Annotated in this window: 18 protein-coding genes; 12 read left to right on the top strand and 6 right to left on the bottom strand. The window is 66.2% G+C overall.

Annotation, left to right across the window (positions count from 1 at the left end; translation table 11 throughout):
* Positions 1-74: 74 nt before the first annotated feature.
* The gene (locus P1L41_RS12365) at positions 75-1,889 is read right to left on the bottom strand and encodes a formate/nitrite transporter family protein (protein ID WP_276296035.1); all 1,815 of its coding nucleotides are present in this window, start codon (positions 1,887-1,889) and stop codon (positions 75-77) included.
* A 180-nt stretch (positions 1,890-2,069) separates the two neighbouring features.
* Between P1L41_RS12365 and P1L41_RS12360 the strand changes: the two genes are divergently transcribed.
* From P1L41_RS12360 to pfkB, 11 genes are all read left to right on the top strand, one after another.
* Positions 2,070-3,266, top strand: coding sequence for a LeuA family protein (locus P1L41_RS12360; protein ID WP_276298461.1), 1,197 nt, complete (start codon positions 2,070-2,072; stop codon positions 3,264-3,266).
* A gap of 344 nt (positions 3,267-3,610) precedes the next feature.
* A complete protein-coding gene (gene ilvB, locus P1L41_RS12355; RefSeq protein WP_276296034.1) occupies positions 3,611-5,371 on the top strand; it encodes a biosynthetic-type acetolactate synthase large subunit in 1,761 nt (586 codons plus the stop codon).
* 14 nt (positions 5,372-5,385) lie between these two features.
* Positions 5,386-5,973: an acetolactate synthase small subunit gene (gene ilvN / locus P1L41_RS12350; RefSeq protein ID WP_276296033.1), complete on the top strand. Its 588-nt coding sequence runs from the start codon at positions 5,386-5,388 to the stop codon at positions 5,971-5,973.
* Complete coding sequence (gene ilvC, locus P1L41_RS12345; protein WP_276296032.1) at positions 5,966-6,997, top strand: ketol-acid reductoisomerase; 1,032 nt, start codon at positions 5,966-5,968, stop codon at positions 6,995-6,997. The genes ilvN and ilvC overlap by 8 nt, the downstream gene beginning before the upstream one ends.
* Positions 6,990-7,271: a DUF7989 family protein gene (locus P1L41_RS12340; protein ID WP_276296031.1), complete on the top strand. Its 282-nt coding sequence runs from the start codon at positions 6,990-6,992 to the stop codon at positions 7,269-7,271. The genes ilvC and P1L41_RS12340 overlap by 8 nt, the downstream gene beginning before the upstream one ends.
* Entirely contained in the window at positions 7,268-8,689 is a 1,422-nt protein-coding gene (gene leuC, locus P1L41_RS12335; RefSeq protein WP_276296030.1) for a 3-isopropylmalate dehydratase large subunit, read from the top strand. Before P1L41_RS12340 ends, leuC begins: the two co-directional genes overlap by 4 nt.
* Positions 8,686-9,384, top strand: a complete 699-nt coding sequence (leuD, locus tag P1L41_RS12330; protein ID WP_276296029.1) for a 3-isopropylmalate dehydratase small subunit — start codon at positions 8,686-8,688, stop codon at positions 9,382-9,384. Before leuC ends, leuD begins: the two co-directional genes overlap by 4 nt.
* Positions 9,385-9,588: 204 nt before the next feature.
* Complete coding sequence (locus P1L41_RS12325; protein ID WP_276296028.1) at positions 9,589-9,957, top strand: hypothetical protein; 369 nt, start codon at positions 9,589-9,591, stop codon at positions 9,955-9,957.
* A gap of 101 nt (positions 9,958-10,058) precedes the next feature.
* Positions 10,059-11,042: an isocitrate/isopropylmalate dehydrogenase family protein gene (locus tag P1L41_RS12320; RefSeq protein WP_276296027.1), complete on the top strand. Its 984-nt coding sequence runs from the start codon at positions 10,059-10,061 to the stop codon at positions 11,040-11,042.
* A gap of 77 nt (positions 11,043-11,119) precedes the next feature.
* Positions 11,120-11,881 (top strand): HTH-type transcriptional regulator GlpR, encoded by a 762-nt coding sequence (gene glpR / locus P1L41_RS12315; protein WP_276296026.1) that lies wholly within the window; start codon positions 11,120-11,122, stop codon positions 11,879-11,881.
* On the top strand, positions 11,878-12,792 hold the full coding sequence (gene pfkB / locus P1L41_RS12310) for a 1-phosphofructokinase (RefSeq protein ID WP_276296025.1): 915 nt from the start codon (positions 11,878-11,880) through the stop codon (positions 12,790-12,792). Before glpR ends, pfkB begins: the two co-directional genes overlap by 4 nt.
* A gap of 20 nt (positions 12,793-12,812) precedes the next feature.
* Here pfkB and P1L41_RS12305 read toward each other — a convergent pair whose 3' ends face one another.
* The 3 genes from P1L41_RS12305 to P1L41_RS12295 all read right to left on the bottom strand — a co-directional run bounded on the left by P1L41_RS12305 (position 12,813) and on the right by P1L41_RS12295 (position 15,082).
* The gene (locus P1L41_RS12305; protein WP_276296024.1) at positions 12,813-13,940 is read right to left on the bottom strand and encodes a hypothetical protein; all 1,128 of its coding nucleotides are present in this window, start codon (positions 13,938-13,940) and stop codon (positions 12,813-12,815) included.
* Between the two features lie 238 nt (positions 13,941-14,178).
* Positions 14,179-14,613 (bottom strand): DUF5799 family protein, encoded by a 435-nt coding sequence (locus tag P1L41_RS12300; protein WP_276296023.1) that lies wholly within the window; start codon positions 14,611-14,613, stop codon positions 14,179-14,181.
* Positions 14,614-14,686: 73 nt separating this feature from the next.
* A complete protein-coding gene (locus tag P1L41_RS12295) occupies positions 14,687-15,082 on the bottom strand; it encodes an OsmC family protein (protein WP_276296022.1) in 396 nt (131 codons plus the stop codon).
* Between the two features lie 115 nt (positions 15,083-15,197).
* On the opposite strand from P1L41_RS12295, the gene P1L41_RS12290 reads away from it, so the two are divergent.
* Positions 15,198-16,088 carry an NAD(P)-dependent oxidoreductase gene (locus P1L41_RS12290; protein WP_276296021.1) on the top strand — a complete coding sequence of 297 codons (891 nt, stop codon included), beginning with the start codon at positions 15,198-15,200 and terminating at the stop codon, positions 16,086-16,088.
* Between the two features lie 47 nt (positions 16,089-16,135).
* Here P1L41_RS12290 and P1L41_RS12285 read toward each other — a convergent pair whose 3' ends face one another.
* Positions 16,136-16,846: a metal-dependent hydrolase gene (locus tag P1L41_RS12285; RefSeq protein WP_276296020.1), complete on the bottom strand. Its 711-nt coding sequence runs from the start codon at positions 16,844-16,846 to the stop codon at positions 16,136-16,138.
* A gap of 59 nt (positions 16,847-16,905) precedes the next feature.
* Positions 16,906-17,169 carry a hypothetical protein gene (locus P1L41_RS12280; protein ID WP_276296019.1) on the bottom strand — a complete coding sequence of 88 codons (264 nt, stop codon included), beginning with the start codon at positions 17,167-17,169 and terminating at the stop codon, positions 16,906-16,908.
* Positions 17,170-17,203: the final 34 nt, after the last annotated feature.

Below are 17,203 nucleotides of genomic sequence, written 5' to 3'. Positions count from 1 at the left end.
TCCACCGCAGCCCGGTGGGCCTCGGCAGGTTCGACCGACCACCGGACTGCCGGCGAGGGCACCGCCGACGCTCGTCAGCGACGGCCGAAGAGCCGCTCCGAGAGCGACCGCGACGTCGCCCGCTCGGTGAGCAACACCGAACACTCGATGTCGTCGATGACGGCGAGGTTCAGCGAGTCGTGGACGAGCCGCGAGAGGAGGCCACGCTCGGTCGCCCCGATGATGACCAGCGACCGGGAGCGCGCCTCGCGGGCGATCGCCGCCTCGACGTCACCGGAATCGTCGACGGTGCGAGTCGCGCCTTCGAGCTGCTGCTCACGAGCCCAGCGTTCGAGGAACTGTTCTCCCGCTGGTCGGTCCTCCGCACTGTCGACAACGTGCAACAGCGAGAGGTCGGCGCCCACGGCGTCCCGGAGCCTGCGCCCGACCTCGGCGCTCAGCTCGCAGTTCTGTCCCTCCTCTGTCGGGAGGAGGATATCCGACGGGTCGAACCCACGGTTCTTGAGCACGAGGAAGTCACACGGCAGTTCGCGAGTGAGGTCGCTGAGCGACCGGTTGGCTCTCGCGGCCCCCCACACTCTGTCGTCGTCCCACTGCATGACGACCAGGTCGGCGTGGTTCCGTCGAGCGACCTCGAACAGCGCCTCGAAGGAGCGCTGGGAGACCACCGTGGAGCTCTCGTACTCGATGTCGTACTCGGCCGCCACCTCCGCTAAGTCCGCCATCAGTTTGTTCGATTCCTCGACGACCTGCTGGCGCTCCGTCGAGCCGTATCGGCTCCGGTCGGTCGGCGTCTGGACGATGTGCACCGGTGAGACCACCGCGTCCTCGCGCTCGCTGGCCAGGAGGGCAGCCAACCGGACCAGGTCGCCCTCCGTTCGCGGGTTCAGTATGGGGACGAGAATCCGGTACGCGTCGTCGTCGGCAACCACGGGCGCGTCTTCCGTGTCGAGCAGCGGCACGTACGAGCGCCCGGCGAGGCTCCCGAGCGCCCACTCTGGGAGCGATAACTGCCGCGCTGCCCCCTCGAACCGCGCCGATTCGAGCCGCTCTTCGGTCGTCTGGAAGTAGTTGACGACGGTGACCAGCACGACGCCGCCGACGGTGTTCCCCAGCAACACCGGGAGGACGAACTCCATGAGCCCCACGCCGAGCGCGAGGTCGCCGTGCAGGGCCAGATAGGTCATCTCGGTGAAGGCGACGACGGAGTGGTACAGTCCGCCGAGCGGAATCGCGAGGAAGGCCAGGTAGACCACGACGAGTCGGGAGATGGTGTCCCGGGCGGCGTACTCCACCCAGACGACGCCGGCGACTATCAGCCCGGCGAAGGCCGCCTTGCTGAACAGGCTCCACCAGGCGGTGGCGACCCCCTCGCGGGCGATTTCGGCGGCGACGGTCCCGGCTTCCGGCGAGAGGACGCCGCCGAAGACGAGCGCGGCGGCGCCCAACGCGCCACCGGTGAAGTTCCCCGTCAGGACGACGAGCCAGTTGCGCAACAGCGCCGGTACGCTCGCCAATCGTTCGAGTGTCAGCGCGACCGGCGGCAGCGTGTTCTCGGTGTACAGCTGGTAGCCGCCGATGATGATGTAGATGAACCCGAGCGGGTACAGAAGGGCACTCAGGACCGGGTCGGAATCGGTCGACGTCTTCATCGAGACGTACAGCATGAAGGTGATGGTGATGGCGAACCCGGCCGCGAGCGCACTGAAGAACAGCTCGCGGGCACCCGACGTGATCTCTTCGTCCGCGGCGGCGACGATGCGCTGGAAGACCTCGTCAGAGGAGAACCGGTCCCGGACGACACTGCCCACTGCGGGGGCGCCACTCCGAGACCGTTCGACGGCCTCCCGGAGTGACTCGTCCCCGTCTGTCCCGTCGATATCGCTCATTGGTGGGTCGACTCCGCAGGAGAACTAAGAAGTTCTTGTTGCGTGTCGCGCGATAGGGATTCACGATTCGGCGTCCCCTCACCGATAGCGACGGCCGATACCGGTGGCCCGAACGGACAACTATAAGTAGCGGAAGCGACCAGAGAGAAGTGATTATGTCCAACAACGAGGGCACGTCGGATTCTCCGGCGGATCGAGTTCTTCCAGGGCACACTGGATTCCACTTCTGAGATAACAGAAGCACGCATTTTCGACACCACGCTGCGCGACGGTGAACAGTCGCCACGCACGTCGTTCAACTACGAGGACAAACGCGAGATAGCCGCGATTCTCGACGAGATGGGCACCCACGTCATCGAGGCCGGGTTCCCCGTCAACTCCGACGCGGAGTTCGAGGCCGTGCGCGACATCGCCGAGTCCACCCACGTCACGACCTGCGGGCTGGCACGTGTTGTCGAGAAAGACATCGAGGCGGCGCTGGACTCCGGCGTCGACATGGTCCACACGTTCGTCTCGACGTCCGACGTACAGTTGCAAGATTCCATGCACGCGACCCGACAGGAGGCGCTGGACGCCGCTATCGAGAGCGTCGAGCGCGTCAAGGAGGCCGGCGTCGAGTGCATGTTCTCGCCGATGGACGCCACCCGGACCTCAGAGGAGTTCCTCATCGAGGTCATCGAGGAGACGTCCGCGGCAGGCGCAGACTGGATCAACATTCCAGACACCGTCGGTGTCGCGACGCCACGCCGGCTCTACGACCTCATCGAGATCGTCGACCAGCACACGGACGCGCGTATCGACGTCCACGCGCACGACGACTTCGGGTTCGCGTCGGCCAACGCCATCTCCGGCTTCGAGGCCGGGGCGAGCCAGGCCCAGGTGTCGGTCAACGGTATCGGCGAGCGGGCCGGCAACGCGGCCTACGAGGAGGTCGTGATGGCACTCGAGTCGCTCTACGACGTCGACACCGGCATCGACACCACCCGCATCACCGAGCTGTCGCGGATGGTCGAGGAGAAATCCGACATCCCGGTCCCGGCGAACAAACCCATCGTGGGCGCGAACGCGTTCTCCCACGAGAGCGGCATCCACGCTGCCGGGGTCATCGAGAACTCGGACACGTTCGAGCCGGGCGTCATGACCCCCGAGATGGTGGGCGCAGAGCGCGAACTGGTGCTCGGCAAGCACACCGGTGCCCACTCCGTCCGCGAGCGACTCGTGGACGCGGGCTACGCCCCGACGGACGCCGAAGTCCGCGAGGTGACCCGCCGCGTCAAGGAGTTCGGCGCGGAGAAACAGCAGGTCACGATGACCGAGCTGGAGCGGTTCGCGAAGGAGGTCGGCGTCGACGAGGAGCCCGAGGAGGTTCGGGCGTAGGCCCATGTCGGCGCTCTCGGCCGTGATTCGTCCCTCCGAGCGGTGGCTGGCCCCACGGCGTCGCCGTCGGCCCCGAAGGCCCGGCACGGAGCGCCACGCACGCCAAAACCTATCACAGAACGCTTATTATCCGGGACGATTAGAATCCGGATGTGACGTCTGCGAACGCTGGCTACCGCATTCGACCGTCGACCAGCGTCGCGTCCGTACTTCTCGGCGAGGGTATCGTAGGGGCCTTCTAGCCCCCATATTCACCCACTTCCGACGCCGCTCGTACCGAGTTCCCATCACCCAACGACACAGAATGCACACACCCACGACCACGATGCGACCACAGGACAGTTATGAGTGAACACGCATCAGTCCCGAAAGAGGACCAGACAGAGACCGAACAGGACGACGAACAGGAGCCGATAACGACGGGGGCCCAATCGGTCATCCGGGCGCTCGAGAACGCCGGGACCGACTACGTCTTCGGCGTCCAGGGCGGGGCCATCATGCCTGTCTACGACGCGCTGTACGACTCCGACATCAACCACATCACGATGGCCCACGAGCAGGGGGCCTCGCACGCGGCCGACGCGTACGGCATCGTCACCGGCGACCCCGGCGTCTGTTTCGCGACGTCCGGTCCCGGCGCGACGAATCTCGTGACCGGCATCGCCGACGCCAGCATGGACTCCGACCCACTCATCGCGCTGACGGGGCAGGTCCCGACGGACTTCGTCGGCAACGACGCGTTCCAGGAGACCGACACCGTCGGCATCACCCAGCCCATCACCAAGGAGAGCTACTTCGCGGGCGATTCGGACACCGTCGGTGACAACGTCAGCGAGGCGTTCGCACTCGCCGGGTCGGGCCGTCAGGGGCCGACGCTGGTCGACCTGCCGAAGGACGTCACGCAGGGCGAGACGGACGTGGAGCCGATGGCACCCACGACGCCCGACACCTACGACGTTCCCGAGGAAGCCGACGACGCCGACGTCCAGGAGGCCGTTGCGGCCTTCGCGGACGCCGACCGGCCGGTCATCCTCGCTGGTGGCGGGGTCATCAAGGCCGACGCCTCGGCGGCCCTCCGGGAGTTCGCTAAGGAGTACGAGATTCCGGTCATCACGACGATGCCTGGTATCGGCAGTTTCCCCGAGGACCACGAGCTCTCGCTCGAGTGGGCCGGGATGCACGGGACCGGCTACGCCAACCTCGCGATAACGAACACCGACTGCATGCTGGCCATCGGGACCCGTTTCGACGACCGGCTCACTGGCGGCGTCGACTCCTTCGCCCCGGACGCCGACATCATCCACGTCGACATCGACCCCGCCGAGATCTCGAAGAACATCTACGCGGACTACCCGCTCATCGGCGACGCGAGAAAGGTCCTCCACCAGCTTTTCGACGCGATGCCACGCGCCCCCGACGCAGACGAGTGGCGCGAGCAGTGCCAGGACTGGAAGGCGGAGTACCCGATGACCTACGAGATGCCCGACGACGAACCGCTGAAACCGCAGTACATCGTCGAGACGTTCTCGGAGGTGACGGACGACGACACCATCGTCTGTACCGGCGTCGGCCAGCATCAGATGTGGGCCTCCCAGTTCTGGGAGTTCACCGAACCGCGCACGTGGGTCTCCTCACACGGCCTCGGGACGATGGGCTACGGCGCGCCGGCCGCTATCGGCGCGAAACTCGCCGCGCCCGATCAGGAGGTCGTCTGCTTCGACGGCGACGGCTCGTTCCTGATGACGGTCCAGGAGCTCATCGTCGCGGTCCGTGAGCAACTGGATATCACCTACGTCGTCCTCAACAACGAGGCCGTCGGGATGGTCCGCCAGTGGCAGGACGGCTTCTACGAGGGCCGGCGGATGGCCTCGGAGTATCCGTGGATTCCGCAGTTCGACAAGCTCGCCGAGGCCTTCGGCGCCCGCGGCTTCCGGCTCGAAGACGCAGACGACGTCGAAGCGACGATACAGGCAGCGCGTGACTACGACGGCCCGGCCGTCATCGACGCCATCATCGACCCGGCGGAGAACGTCTTCCCGATGGTCCCCAGCGGCGGTGACAACGGGCTGTTCGCGCTCGAAGAATCCCATCTGGAGATGCTCTAACAATGACTGGAGGAATGCCAGGCCCCGCACCGGACGAACGGCTCCGCCCCGAGGGTCGACGCAACTTGCAGGGAATCCGCGTCGACCCCGAGGCCGAAGTGACTCACGAACCCCGCCAGGCCGTGCTGTCGGCACTGGTCAAACACCGCCCCGGCGTGCTCTCGGAGGTGTCGGGCCTCTTCAGCCGCCGGCAGTTCAACATCGAAAGCCTCACTGTGGGTCCGACGGTGGACGAGGATACAGCCCGAATGACCATCCTCATCGAGGAGCCGGAACCCGGCATCGACCAGGCGAAAAAGCAGTTGCAGAAACTGGTGCCGGTCATCTCGGTCGCCGAGCTCGAACCCGAAGCGGTCCGCCGCGAACTGGCGCTCATCAAGGTCGACGGGGAGAAACCCGACGACATCACGGCCGTCGCGGAGATGTACGGCGGCCAGGCGGTCGACGCCGCCACGGACTCGGTGACCGTCGAGGTCACGGGAAGCAAGCAGAAGATCGACGCCGCCGTCGAGGCGTTCAAGCAGTTCGACGTGCAGGAAGTCGTCCGCACCGGTGCCGCAGCACTGGAACGGGGCGCAGATACACTGGAGAAACATGACTGACGAATTCACTACCACGGTCTATCACGACGAGGACGTAGACGAATCGCTCATCGAAGACGAGACAATCGCCATCCTTGGCTACGGGTCACAGGGGCACGCCCACGCGCTGAACCTCAATGACTCCGGGATGGACGTCGTCGTCGGCCTGCGCGAGACCTCCTCGTCCCGCGACGCCGCCGAGGCCGAGGGGCTCCGCGTCGAGACCCCCGACGTCGCCGCCGCCGAGGCCGACCGCGTGGTCATGCTCGTCCCGGACACCGTCCAGCCCGCGGTCTACGAGGCCATCGAGGACGGCCTGGAGGCAGGCGACACGCTCCAGTTCGCCCACGGGTTCAACATCCACTACGGGCAGATTCGCCCGCCGGAGGACGTCGACGTGACGATGTCGGCGCCGAAGTCGCCCGGCCACCTCGTGCGCCGGACCTACGAGCGCGGCGAGGGGACGCCGGGTCTCATCGCGGTCTACCAGGACGCCACGGGCGACGCCAAGGCGGAATCCCTGGCGTACTCGAAAGCGATCGGCTGTACCCGCGCCGGCGTCATCGAGACGACGTTCCAGGAAGAGGTCGAGACTGACCTGTTCGGCGAGCAGGCCGTCCTCTGTGGCGGCGTCACCGAGATGGTGAAAGCCGGCTTCGAGACGCTTGTCGACGCGGGCTACGCGCCGGAGATGGCCTACTTCGAGTGTCTGAACGAGCCCAAGCTCATCGTCGACCTGATGTACGAGGGCGGCCACATGGGCATGTGGAACTCCGTCTCCGACACCGCCGAGTACGGCGGCCTCACCCGAGGTGAGGAAGTCATCAACCGGGAAGGGATGGACAAACTGCTCGAGGAGGTCCAGAACGGCGAGTTCGCTCGCGAGTGGATCAACGAGAACCAGGCCCACCGGCCGGCCTACAAGCAGTACCGAGAGGCCGAACAGAACCACCAGATAGAGGAGGTCGGCGGCCGGCTCCGCGAGCTGTTCTCGTGGAGCGACGACGCCGACCAAGAGACACAGGAAGCACCAGCAGATGACTAGCGAGAAACGCAATTGCTCGGAGAACGAGAGCGGTGACCGCAGTGAGCCGCGAAGCACAGACACGATGCGCGACGTGGACCACACGCATCCACACACGAACGAGACGTTCGGCGCCGCCTTCGTCCGCGGCCCGGCGGTGGCTGCCGACGGTGGCGAGGCCGACAGCGAACCAGCGGCCGACGACACGATGGAAGACGTCGACCACGAGAACGCCGGCGAGGCAGTCTCGCGCGCCTACGAACGCGGAACAGAGGGACGGGACGAGTCAGTATGAGCCGAGGAACACTGTACGACAAAGTCTGGGACCGGCACAAAGTCACGACGCTGCCCAACGGGCAGGACCAGCTGTTCGTCGGCCTCCACCTCATCCACGAGGTGACGAGTCCGCAGGCGTTCGGGATGCTCCAGGAGCGAGGCCTCGAGGTCGCGCGCCCGGACCTGACCCACGCGACGGTGGACCACATCGTCCCGACGGCCAACCAGGACCGGCCCTACAGCGACGACGCGGCCGAGAACATGATGGCCGAACTCGAACAGAACGTCCGGGACGCCGGCATCGAGTTCTCCGACCCGACGACCGGCAACCAGGGCATCGTCCACGTCATTGGCCCGGAGCAGGGCATCACCCAGCCCGGCAAGACCATCGTCTGTGGCGACAGCCACACCTCCACGCACGGCGCCTTCGGCGCGCTCGCCTTCGGTATCGGGACCAGCCAAATCCGCGACGTCCTGGCGACCCAGACCATCGCGATGGAGAAACAGAAGGTCCGCAAGATTGAGGTCACCGGTGAACTCGACGAGGGCGTAGAAGCCAAGGACATCATCCTCGAGATCATCCGCCGACTGGGCACCGAGGGCGGCGTCGGCTACGTCTACGAGTACGCCGGCGAGACCATCGAGAACCTGGACATGGAGGGGCGGATGTCCATCTGCAACATGTCCATCGAGGGCGGCGCTCGCGCGGGGTACGTCAACCCCGACGAGACCACATACGAGTGGCTCGAGCAGACAGATTACTTCCAGGAACGCCCCGAGAAGTTCGAGGAACTGACCGAGTACTGGGAGTCCATCCGTAGCGACGCGGACGCCGAGTACGACGACGTCGTCGAAATCGACGCCGGCGAACTCGACCCCGTCGTCACCTGGGGGACCACGCCGGGCCAGGGTATCGGCATCGACGACCAGATTCCGGCCCCCGAGGACCTCCCAGAGGACAAGCAGGACACCGCTCGGCGCGCCCAGAAGCACATGCGCGTCGAACCCGGCCAGAGCATGGAGGGCTACGACATCGACGTCGCCTTCCTGGGCTCGTGTACGAACGCCCGGCTGCCCGACCTGCGACGGGCCGCCCGCATCGTCAAGGGCCGGCAGGTCCACGACAGCGTCCGCGCGTTCGTCGTCCCCGGCAGCCAGCGCGTCCAGCGCGCCGCCGAGGAAGAGGGCCTCAAGGACATCTTCGAGGACGCCGGCTTCGAGTGGCGCAACGCCGGCTGTTCGATGTGTCTGGGTATGAACGAGGACCAGCTCGAGGGCGACGAGGCGTGTGCCTCCTCCTCGAACCGGAACTTCGTCGGTCGCCAGGGGAGCAAGGACGGACGCACCGTCCTGATGAACCCCCGGATGGTCGCCGCCGCGGCGATCAACGGGGAAGTGTCTGACGTGCGCGACCTGAAGGAGGTGTCCTTGGCATGACCGACGCGACCGAGGACATCCCCGAGGTCGACTACGTCGAGGGGACCGGCATCCCCATCCGCGGGAACGACATCGACACCGACCAGATCATCCCCGCGCGGTTCATGAAGGTCGTCACTTTCGACGGCCTGGGGGAGTTCGCCTTCTTCGACCTGCGGTTCGACGACGACGACAACGAGAAGGACCACCCGATGAACGAGGCGCGGTTCCAGGACGCCAACGTCATGGTGGTCAACAACAACTTCGGCTGTGGCTCCTCGCGCGAGCACGCACCCCAGGCGCTGATGCGCTGGGGTATCGACGCCATCATCGGCGAGGGCTTCGCCGAGATCTTCGCCGGGAACTGCCTCGCGCTGGGCATCCCGACGCTCACCGCCGACCACGAGACCATCAACGCACTCCAGCAGTGGGTCGACGACAACCCCGACGGAGACATCGAGGTCGACGTGGCGGCAGAGACCGTTCGCTACGGGGTTCCGGAATCGGACGATTCCGGAGCCGAGCAGAACTCGGAGAGTTCTGCGCTCGGCAACGAGATCTCGGTCAGCGTCGACGACGCCCAGCGCCAGGCCCTCGTCGAGGGCATCTGGGACACGACGGCGCTGATGAAGGCCAACCGGAACGCCATCGAGGAGACGGCCGCACAGTTGCCGTATCTGGACCAGACACGGTCGGACGTCGAGTCGGACGACTAGAGCGCGGCTGGGATTTTCGAAGCCACCTGCCACGCCGAGCGGTGTAACCGCGAGGCGACTACGCGGCGTTGCATCGCCGCGGCGGAGGCGGGCGACTCGCTAGAACGGACGACTGACTCTCCGGACGTCTCTGTTCGAGGTTGCGACGTACGGGTGAGTGTCTGAACCGTGCCGTTTATCGGTCTGTCACTCGCTATCACTGCCGTGAACCACTGGCTGCTCCTCGCACTGGTATTCGGGTTCATCGTCCCAGTCACGGTCGGGTCGGCCGTCGTCTGGGTCGCCTTCGACGCCGCGACGCGTGGCGTCAAGTGGCCCGGCAAGTGGGTCTCCGTGCTCGTATTAACCTTTCCGCTCTTTCCACTGGTGCTCATGTATCTGCGCCTTCGCCACGACCGGGTCGGAACGCCGGGGTCGAAGTACTTCATCGCCCGGAACATCGCGGTCGGCAGCATCTTCGTCCCGATACTCGCCGTGGCGATGTCGCCCCCGGACGTCACCGTGCAGATATTCAGCTGGGCGTTCGCGTTGCTGCTCGTCCTGGTCGGTGGCTACCTCTACGAGTGGCTTTGACACCGGGGTAAGCCACGAGTTCGAAATCGTACCGTGAGGACCGGTCGTCGGTTGTCTCGGATATCGACACCCTCTTTTCGGCCACCGGTGGAAGTACGTGCATGACACACGAGATTGCAGTCATCCCCGGCGACGGTATCGGGCAGGAGGTCACGCCCGCGGCCGTCGCGGTACTGGAGGCCATCGAGACGGTCGACTTCGAATTCGTCGAGGGTGACGCCGGCGACGCGGTGCTGGCCGAGACTGGTGAAGCGCTCCCACAGGCGACGCGGGACCTGGCAGCCGACGCCGACGCGACGCTGTTCGGCGCGGCCGGCGAGACGGCCGCCGACGTCATCCTCCCGCTGCGCGACGTCGTCGACTCGTTCGCCAACGTTCGGCCAGCGCGGTCCTACCCCGGTCTCGACGCCGTCCAGCCGGACACGGACATCGTGTTCATCAGGGAGAACACGGAAGGCGTCTACACCGGCATCGAGAGCGAGATAACCGACGGCGTGCGGACGCTCACGCGGGTCATCACGGAGGAGGCCTCGCGCGACATCGCCGAGTTCGGCTTCCGGTACGCGAAGCAGAACGGCTACGACGACGTGACTATCGCGCACAAGGCCAACGTCATGCGCGAGACCGACGGCCTCTTCCTCGAGACCGCCGAGGCCGTCGGGGACGACCGGGGTGCCGACTACGACACGGGGCTGATGGACGCTCTGGCGATGCACCTGGTGATGAACCCGGAGGACTACGGCGTGGTCATCTGCCCGAACCTGGCCGGGGACATGCTCTCGGACCTCGCGGCCGGCCTGGTCGGTGGCCTGGGACTGCTCCCGTCTGCCAACGTCGGCGAGGACAACGCGCTGTTCGAGCCGGTCCACGGCTCCGCCCCGGACATCGCCGGTCAGGGCATCGCGAACCCGTCGGCGATGATTCTCTCGGCGGCGATGCTGCTCGACCACCTCGGCTACGACGATGAGGGCGACCGGGTCCGGGACGCCGTCGAGGCAGTCCTCCAGAGCGGGCCCAGAACGCCGGACCTCGGCGGCGACGCGTCGACCGAGGACGTCACCGACGCGATACTCGGCGAACTGTAACCCGGTCGAAGCACGCAGAAACGAAACCATACGATAGAAAGTGGTAAATCGGACCGGGAACAACCGCCCGAGCGACGATGCTTCCGGCCGAGAGAAAACGGACTATCGTGGAACTGGTGACGGAACGTGACGGCTGTTCCGTCGCCAAGCTGGCGGACGAACTCGAGTTCTCGAAAGCCACTGTCCGCCGTGATCTCCGAGACCTGGAAGACGAGGGCCGTATCGAGCGAACGCACGGCGGGGCCGTTCCGACGCCGTCCGTCGGCACCGAGCGCTCCTACGACCAGCGGGAGGTCGAACATCTGGCGGCGAAGCAGGCTATCGCGGAGCGCGCCAAAGCGGAGGTCAGGGAGGGTCACGTGGTCTTCCTCGACGCCGGGACGACGACGATGGAGATCGCTCGCGTCCTCCCCGATACCGGGTACGTCGCGGTGACGAACATGCCGACCGTGGCGACCGAGCTCTCTGAGCGGGACATCGACGTGAAACTGACCGGCGGGACGCTCCGGGCGCGGACCCGCGCCCTCGTCGGTCCGACCGCCTCGGCGTTCCTCGACCGGGCCAACTTCGACCTCCTCTTTCTCGGGACGAACGGAATCCACGCCGACGCGGGTCTCTCGACGCCCAACGAGGAGGAGGCGGCGGTCAAGACACAGATGGTCGAGCGGGCCAGTCGCGTGGTCCTCGTCGCGGACAGTTCGAAGTTCGACGAGCGGAGTTTCGTCTCCTTCGCCGACCTCGCGGACGTCGACGCACTCGTGACGGACGCAGAACCGCCAGCGGCCCTGGCAGCAGCGCTCGCAGACGCGGACGTACTCGTCGAGAGTGTCAGCCAATGATTGTCACAGTCACCTACAACCCAGCAGTCGACCAGACGCTACAGTTCGACGAACCGATGGACGCCGACGCGATACTCCGGGCGACGGACGCTCGGTTCAACGCCGGCGGCAAGGGAATCAACGTCGCCCGGTACCTGACCGGGCTGGACCGGCCCTGCGTCGCGACGGGTATCGTCGGCGGGTTCACCGGCGAGTTCATCAGCGACGAGCTCGAGGACGACGGCATCGAGACGGACTTCGTCCAGGTCGACGGGCCGACCCGACTGAACACGACGGCCATCGCCGCTGGCGAGGAGTACAAACTAAATCACGACAGCGCGCCAGTGGAACCGGAGTCTATCGACGAGCTGGTCGAGACGGTCCAGTCCTTGGGCCCCGAGCGAGTGCTCGTCAGCGGGAGTCTCCCACCTGGCGTCTCGACGGCCGACGTCGACCGCATCGCCCGAGCCGGCGACTGGGACACCGTCGTGGACATGGGGGGAACCTACCTCACGCAACTGGAGTCCGAGTACGCACTGTGCAAACCCAACCGCGAAGAACTGGCCGAAGCCACCGGGACCGACGTCTCGACTGTCGACGGGTGTGCGCGGGCGGCAGACGCGTTCCGCGACGAGGGGTTCGACCGCGTCCTCGCGTCGATGGGCGCCGACGGGGCGGTGCTGGCTACCGGCTCCGAGCTGCTGTACGCCGAGGCGCTCGACGTCGACGTGGTCGATACGGTCGGTGCCGGCGACTCGTTGCTCTCCGGAGCCGTCGCCGCCTGGGACGAGGGCGCCGACGACCGGACGGCACTCCGAACCGGCGTCGCCGTCTCGTCGCGACTGGTACAGGCGGCCGGCACCGACGTCAACTCGTTCGACGGTGTCGAGGCGGCTCGGGACCGCGTCACGGTTCGCCGGCTCGACGAGTAGCGACCCGAGAAAGCAGGTAGTTAGAACTTCGAGAGGTACGTCTCGACGAACTCCCGGACCGCCGTCAGCGACGGCTGGTCCGCCGTCCGCACGAAGTACCCGGCGACGGCGTTCCCCAGGACGACCGCGGGTGCCGGTGAGAGGCCGGTCACGAGTCCGAGCCCGAGGCCGGCGTTGAAGTGGTCGCCGGAGCTGGTCGTCATCGCGGGCTCGTCGACCGCCGGGACAGCCACGCTGGAGACGCCGTCGGCCGTCGCGACGACGCCGGCCTCGACGCCGTGGCCGACGTACCAGGTCGGTTCGAGCGCGTCGAACGCCGCCTCGATGTCACCCTCGAACGACCGGTCTACCTCGCCCTCGAAGGCGTCGGCGATGACGCTCGACTCCGCCCGATTAGAGGAGACCACGACGTTCGTCACCTCGTTCAGCCGACCGATAGCCTCGCGGCCCGCTCGGAGCCGGTCGTCGTCGAGTTTGCGGACGTCACCGGGGTCGACGAGGACGTGGCTCGGCGGGTCCGCCATCTCGTCCCAGCGGCTGCTGAGTCCTTTCAGGATGTCCGGCAGGTCGGGCGTCTCCGACCAGTAGCCGGTCCCCAGGAGGCTCGCGCCGTCGATACGGTCGACGAGTGTGTCGTGACCGACGCCGTCGTCGAGCGTCGCCCAGTCCAGTTCCATCGTGTCGCCGATCTCGGTCAGCATCAGCTTCCCGTCGTCGAACTCGATGGCGTCCGTGACGCCCGGCTCGCCCAGGGAGTGCATCTCGTAGTCGCCGAACTCCGTCGCGAACGGCTCGGCGATCGGGTCCCCGTACATCCCGACCATCACCGGGTCGAACGACCACGCGCCGAAGGCACGCGAGACGTGGCACGTGTGGCCCCCCGTCCGGGTGCCGTGCTGGAGCCACTCGAACGAGAGTGAGCTGTCAGCGGCGACCGACCGCTCGATGCGGTCGCCCAGCGACTCGATTGTCGCGAGTCGGTCGAAGTCCTGCGGGCCGGACCGGTCGGCGACCATCTCCCTGACGCGGTCCACGTACCCGTCGAAGCCGAAGACGACGCGGCCCCGCTCGACGGCCTCGGGGAGCGCTGCCGCCTCCGGGAACTGTTCGAGTGCCCGCTCGACCGCGTTTCGCGTCTCGTCGTTCATCGTCACACCACATCCCGCTTCGTCGTGCTCTGGAGTGCTTGTTCAGCTGTGGCTCGAATCCCGGCGTCGTTCCTGGCGATGTCGTTCCGGTCAGAGGGAACGGCACTGACGTCTCGCATATGCTACCGTGTTCCAGGATTACCCACTAACCGCTTTCGATTCTGTCGGTTTCCTATCGAACGTGCATGCTGTGGGTCGCTACCGGTGTCGTTCTGACTGGCCTGCCGAGTCGGTCTCCTCAGGCCTCCATCTTGCAGAGCGACTCCCAGCGCCCCTTCGATTCGAGTTCCTCCTGGAGTTGCTCGGCGTACTGCTGTGCCAGTTCCGTCGCCTCTTCCATCTTCTCGTTGCTACCGCCGCCGCCGAGGCCGAGGGCTGACTTCACGCCCGAGAAGAGGCCGCCGCCGCTCGATCCGCCGGAGCCACCGCCGCCCATCGGGGACTGCTGTTCGATTCGGTCCATCTCGGGCATGATGCTCGACAGCTTCGACGTGTTGGCGACGACGCGCGCCTCGTCGGGGGATTCCGGGTTCTCTATCTCGAACTCGACGGCAGTCATCACGAGACCCCACTGCTGGCTGGAGAACGACGAGGCCTCGACGTATTCGTTGAACTGCTGGTCGACGGACATCCGCTCTGCTGCGATGCGGTCTGTCCAGGATGGGTCACGCATACGACGACGTTGGTGGGCCGGGCGTATGAGCGTTTCCCGGTCCGTCCGGACCGAAAATTAGAGTCGGTGCCGTTCAGACGCCGGAGTCGATCGTAATCTCGGCGTGGAGCCCCTCGCGGAGCGCCGAGTGGACGTGGCAGATCTCCTCGCCCAGTTCGACGATGTCCTGCTCGTCGTCGCCGAGGTCGGCCTCGACCTGGATGTGCCACCGCATGGCCACCAGGTCGTCGTCGTCGTCCAGGTCGGCTTCGACGTCGACCTCTACCGTGCCGATGTCGTCGTACCCGTGTTTGCTCGCGGCGACGCGGAACGCCGGGATGTAACAGGACGCGTAGTCGGCCGCCAGGACCTGGTTCGCCGACGGTCCGTCCTCGCTGAGTGCGTCCACGACGAGCTCCCATTCGCCGTCGATGACGCTCTCGACTGTGTATCCTTCCGTGCACGTGCTTTTGACTTCGATATCCGTCATTGCGTTCGTGTACTGGGGGCGCGCTCCCCTAAATGTTGCTGGCCTGCGTTCGGACGAATGGGTCATCCGAATCGGCTTCACAGCGTATTAGAGGGTGGAGAGCGAACGCCTGCCTATGGCAGACGTAGGCTTCATCGGACTAGGTGCGATGGGTGCACCGATGGCGTGGAACCTCGACGACGCAGGGTTCGACCTGCTCGTGTACAACCGCTCCGACGACCGCGAGGACCCCTTCGAATCGGCGGGTATCGAGACCGGCGCGTCACCGAGAGACGTCGCGGAACGGGTCGACGTCGTCTGTCTCATCGTCAGCAACGGCGCCGCCGTCGAAGCGGTCCTCGAACAGGACGACGGTCTGCTGGCGGGACTCGACGAGGGGACAACGGTCGTCCAGATGAGCACCATCGGCTACGACGAGACGATGGCGGCCGCAGAGATGGTCTCCGAGGCCGGCGGGACCTTCGTCGACGCGCCCGTCTCCGGCACCGTCGGGCCGGCGCGGGAGGGGACACTCGTCGGCCTGGCGAGCGGCGAGGAATCCGCTGTCGAAGACGTCTGGCCGATGCTCGAAGCGATGTGCGAACCCGTCGTCAACTGCGGCGAGACGGGCCAGGGGACGAACATGAAGCTGTTCATCAACCTCCTGCTGGGCGACGCGATGGGCGCGTTCGCGGAAGCGCTCGTCTTCGGCCGGAAGAACGGACTGGACCTCGACACCATGCAGACGGTCGTCGACAACGGTGCGCTGGACTGTCCGCTGTTCGCGGGCAAGGGCGAACTCATCGCCGACGGGGACTACGAGCCGCGGTTCCCGGTCGACTACCAGTTCAAGGACCTCTCGCTGGCCCTCGACCGCGCCGGCGACGTCGGTGCGCCGCTCTCACAGACCGCTGCGGCGCGCGAGTCGTTCAGTGCGGCGCGCGCACAGGGGCATGGCAGCGAGGACATGACCGCCGTCATCAAGCACCTCGCCGAAACGGCGGACGTGTCGCTGGCCGAAGAGTAACACCGGAAAACAGCGGACATGGCGGCAGCGGTCCCGGGGTGGCCCGACTAGAGCGTGAACGTCTCGTCGCCTTCGAGGACGTGCACGTCGGTGTCACTTCCGGCCGCTTTCACTTCTCTGGCGAAATCCTCGACCTCGATTTCGATAGGCGGGAACGTGTCGTAGTGCATCGGGAACGCGTGGTCGACGTCCAGCCAGTCGACGGCGATGGCGGCCTGCATCGGGCCCATGGTGAAGTGGTCGCCGACCGGCAGGGCGGCAGCGTCGGGTTCGAGGTACGGTCCGATGACGTCCCGCATCTCGGTCATCAGCCCGGTGTCGCCGGCGTGGTAGAACGTCGTCGAATCGGCGTCGCTAATCTGTGTCGGCTTGGTGTCGGAGATGATGTATCCGGCCGGCATGCCGCCCGTGGCCCCGTAGGACGTGTCCATCCCGTTGGTGTGGTCGGCCCGGTGCATGGTGACGTACGCGTCGCCGAGTTCGATGGTCCCGCCGATGTTGAACCCGATGGTGTCGTTGACGCCGTAGTTGTCCTCACAGTACTCGACGACTTCGGGTGTCCCGACCACAGTCGTCCCGCGATAGCGGTCCACGTCGGCGATGTGGTCGGCGTGGCCGTGTGTGAGCAGGACGTAGTCGGGGTCCAGTTCCTCCGGGTCGGTCTCTGTCATCGGGTTGTCGAAGAAGGGGTCGATGAGCAGCTCTGTCCCGTCGACTGTGACGGCCCACGTCGAGTGGCCGTACCAGGTTAAATCCATAGTCGCCAGACCGTACACGTGGCTCGTACTTAACTGTACAGTGGGCTTTCAGGTTCCGGTCAGTCGAACAGACTCGTGCGGGTGGGTTTGCCCTGCGCGTAGCGGATCCACTTCCGCATGTGTCTGTTCATCGCCCAGAAGAGGACGACCGTCATGCCAAGCAAGGCCGTCAGCAGGACGACGCCCAGAACCAGCGGTTCCTGCGCCGGGAGCCCCACCAGCGCGACGATGATGCCGACGAGCGCCATCTCGACGCCGGCCCTGAGTCCCGGGAGGACGAACCCCGGCGACGGCGTCTTCGACCCGGAATTGTTCTTCGCCATGGGCCACGTTCGGCGGCCGACGATATTGAGTCTT

Source organism: Haloarcula ordinaria (genome assembly GCF_029338275.1).
In the GTDB taxonomy this organism is placed as follows: Archaea; Halobacteriota; Halobacteria; order Halobacteriales; family Haloarculaceae; genus Haloarcula; species Haloarcula ordinaria.
This window is presented reverse-complemented; position numbering and strand designations above follow the sequence as displayed.

Excerpts from the sequence above, each read along its gene's own strand:
- P1L41_RS12290 (WP_276296021.1), top strand. The coding sequence starts at position 15,198 with ATGGCAGACGTAGGCTTCATCGGACTAGGTGCGATGGGTGCACCGATG.
- ilvB (WP_276296034.1), top strand. The coding sequence starts at position 3,611 with ATGAGTGAACACGCATCAGTCCCGAAAGAGGACCAGACAGAGACCGAA.
- pfkB (WP_276296025.1), top strand. The coding sequence starts at position 11,878 with ATGATTGTCACAGTCACCTACAACCCAGCAGTCGACCAGACGCTACAG.
- ilvC (WP_276296032.1), top strand. The coding sequence starts at position 5,966 with ATGACTGACGAATTCACTACCACGGTCTATCACGACGAGGACGTAGAC.
- ilvN (WP_276296033.1), top strand. The coding sequence starts at position 5,386 with ATGCCAGGCCCCGCACCGGACGAACGGCTCCGCCCCGAGGGTCGACGC.
- P1L41_RS12285 (WP_276296020.1), bottom strand. The coding sequence starts at position 16,846 with ATGGATTTAACCTGGTACGGCCACTCGACGTGGGCCGTCACAGTCGAC.
- P1L41_RS12320 (WP_276296027.1), top strand. The coding sequence starts at position 10,059 with ATGACACACGAGATTGCAGTCATCCCCGGCGACGGTATCGGGCAGGAG.
- P1L41_RS12305 (WP_276296024.1), bottom strand. The coding sequence starts at position 13,940 with ATGAACGACGAGACGCGAAACGCGGTCGAGCGGGCACTCGAACAGTTC.
- leuD (WP_276296029.1), top strand. The coding sequence starts at position 8,686 with ATGACCGACGCGACCGAGGACATCCCCGAGGTCGACTACGTCGAGGGG.
- glpR (WP_276296026.1), top strand. The coding sequence starts at position 11,120 with ATGCTTCCGGCCGAGAGAAAACGGACTATCGTGGAACTGGTGACGGAA.
- P1L41_RS12365 (WP_276296035.1), bottom strand. The coding sequence starts at position 1,889 with ATGAGCGATATCGACGGGACAGACGGGGACGAGTCACTCCGGGAGGCC.
- leuC (WP_276296030.1), top strand. The coding sequence starts at position 7,268 with ATGAGCCGAGGAACACTGTACGACAAAGTCTGGGACCGGCACAAAGTC.
- P1L41_RS12295 (WP_276296022.1), bottom strand. The coding sequence starts at position 15,082 with ATGACGGATATCGAAGTCAAAAGCACGTGCACGGAAGGATACACAGTC.
- P1L41_RS12280 (WP_276296019.1), bottom strand. The coding sequence starts at position 17,169 with ATGGCGAAGAACAATTCCGGGTCGAAGACGCCGTCGCCGGGGTTCGTC.
- P1L41_RS12300 (WP_276296023.1), bottom strand. The coding sequence starts at position 14,613 with ATGCGTGACCCATCCTGGACAGACCGCATCGCAGCAGAGCGGATGTCC.
- P1L41_RS12340 (WP_276296031.1), top strand. The coding sequence starts at position 6,990 with ATGACTAGCGAGAAACGCAATTGCTCGGAGAACGAGAGCGGTGACCGC.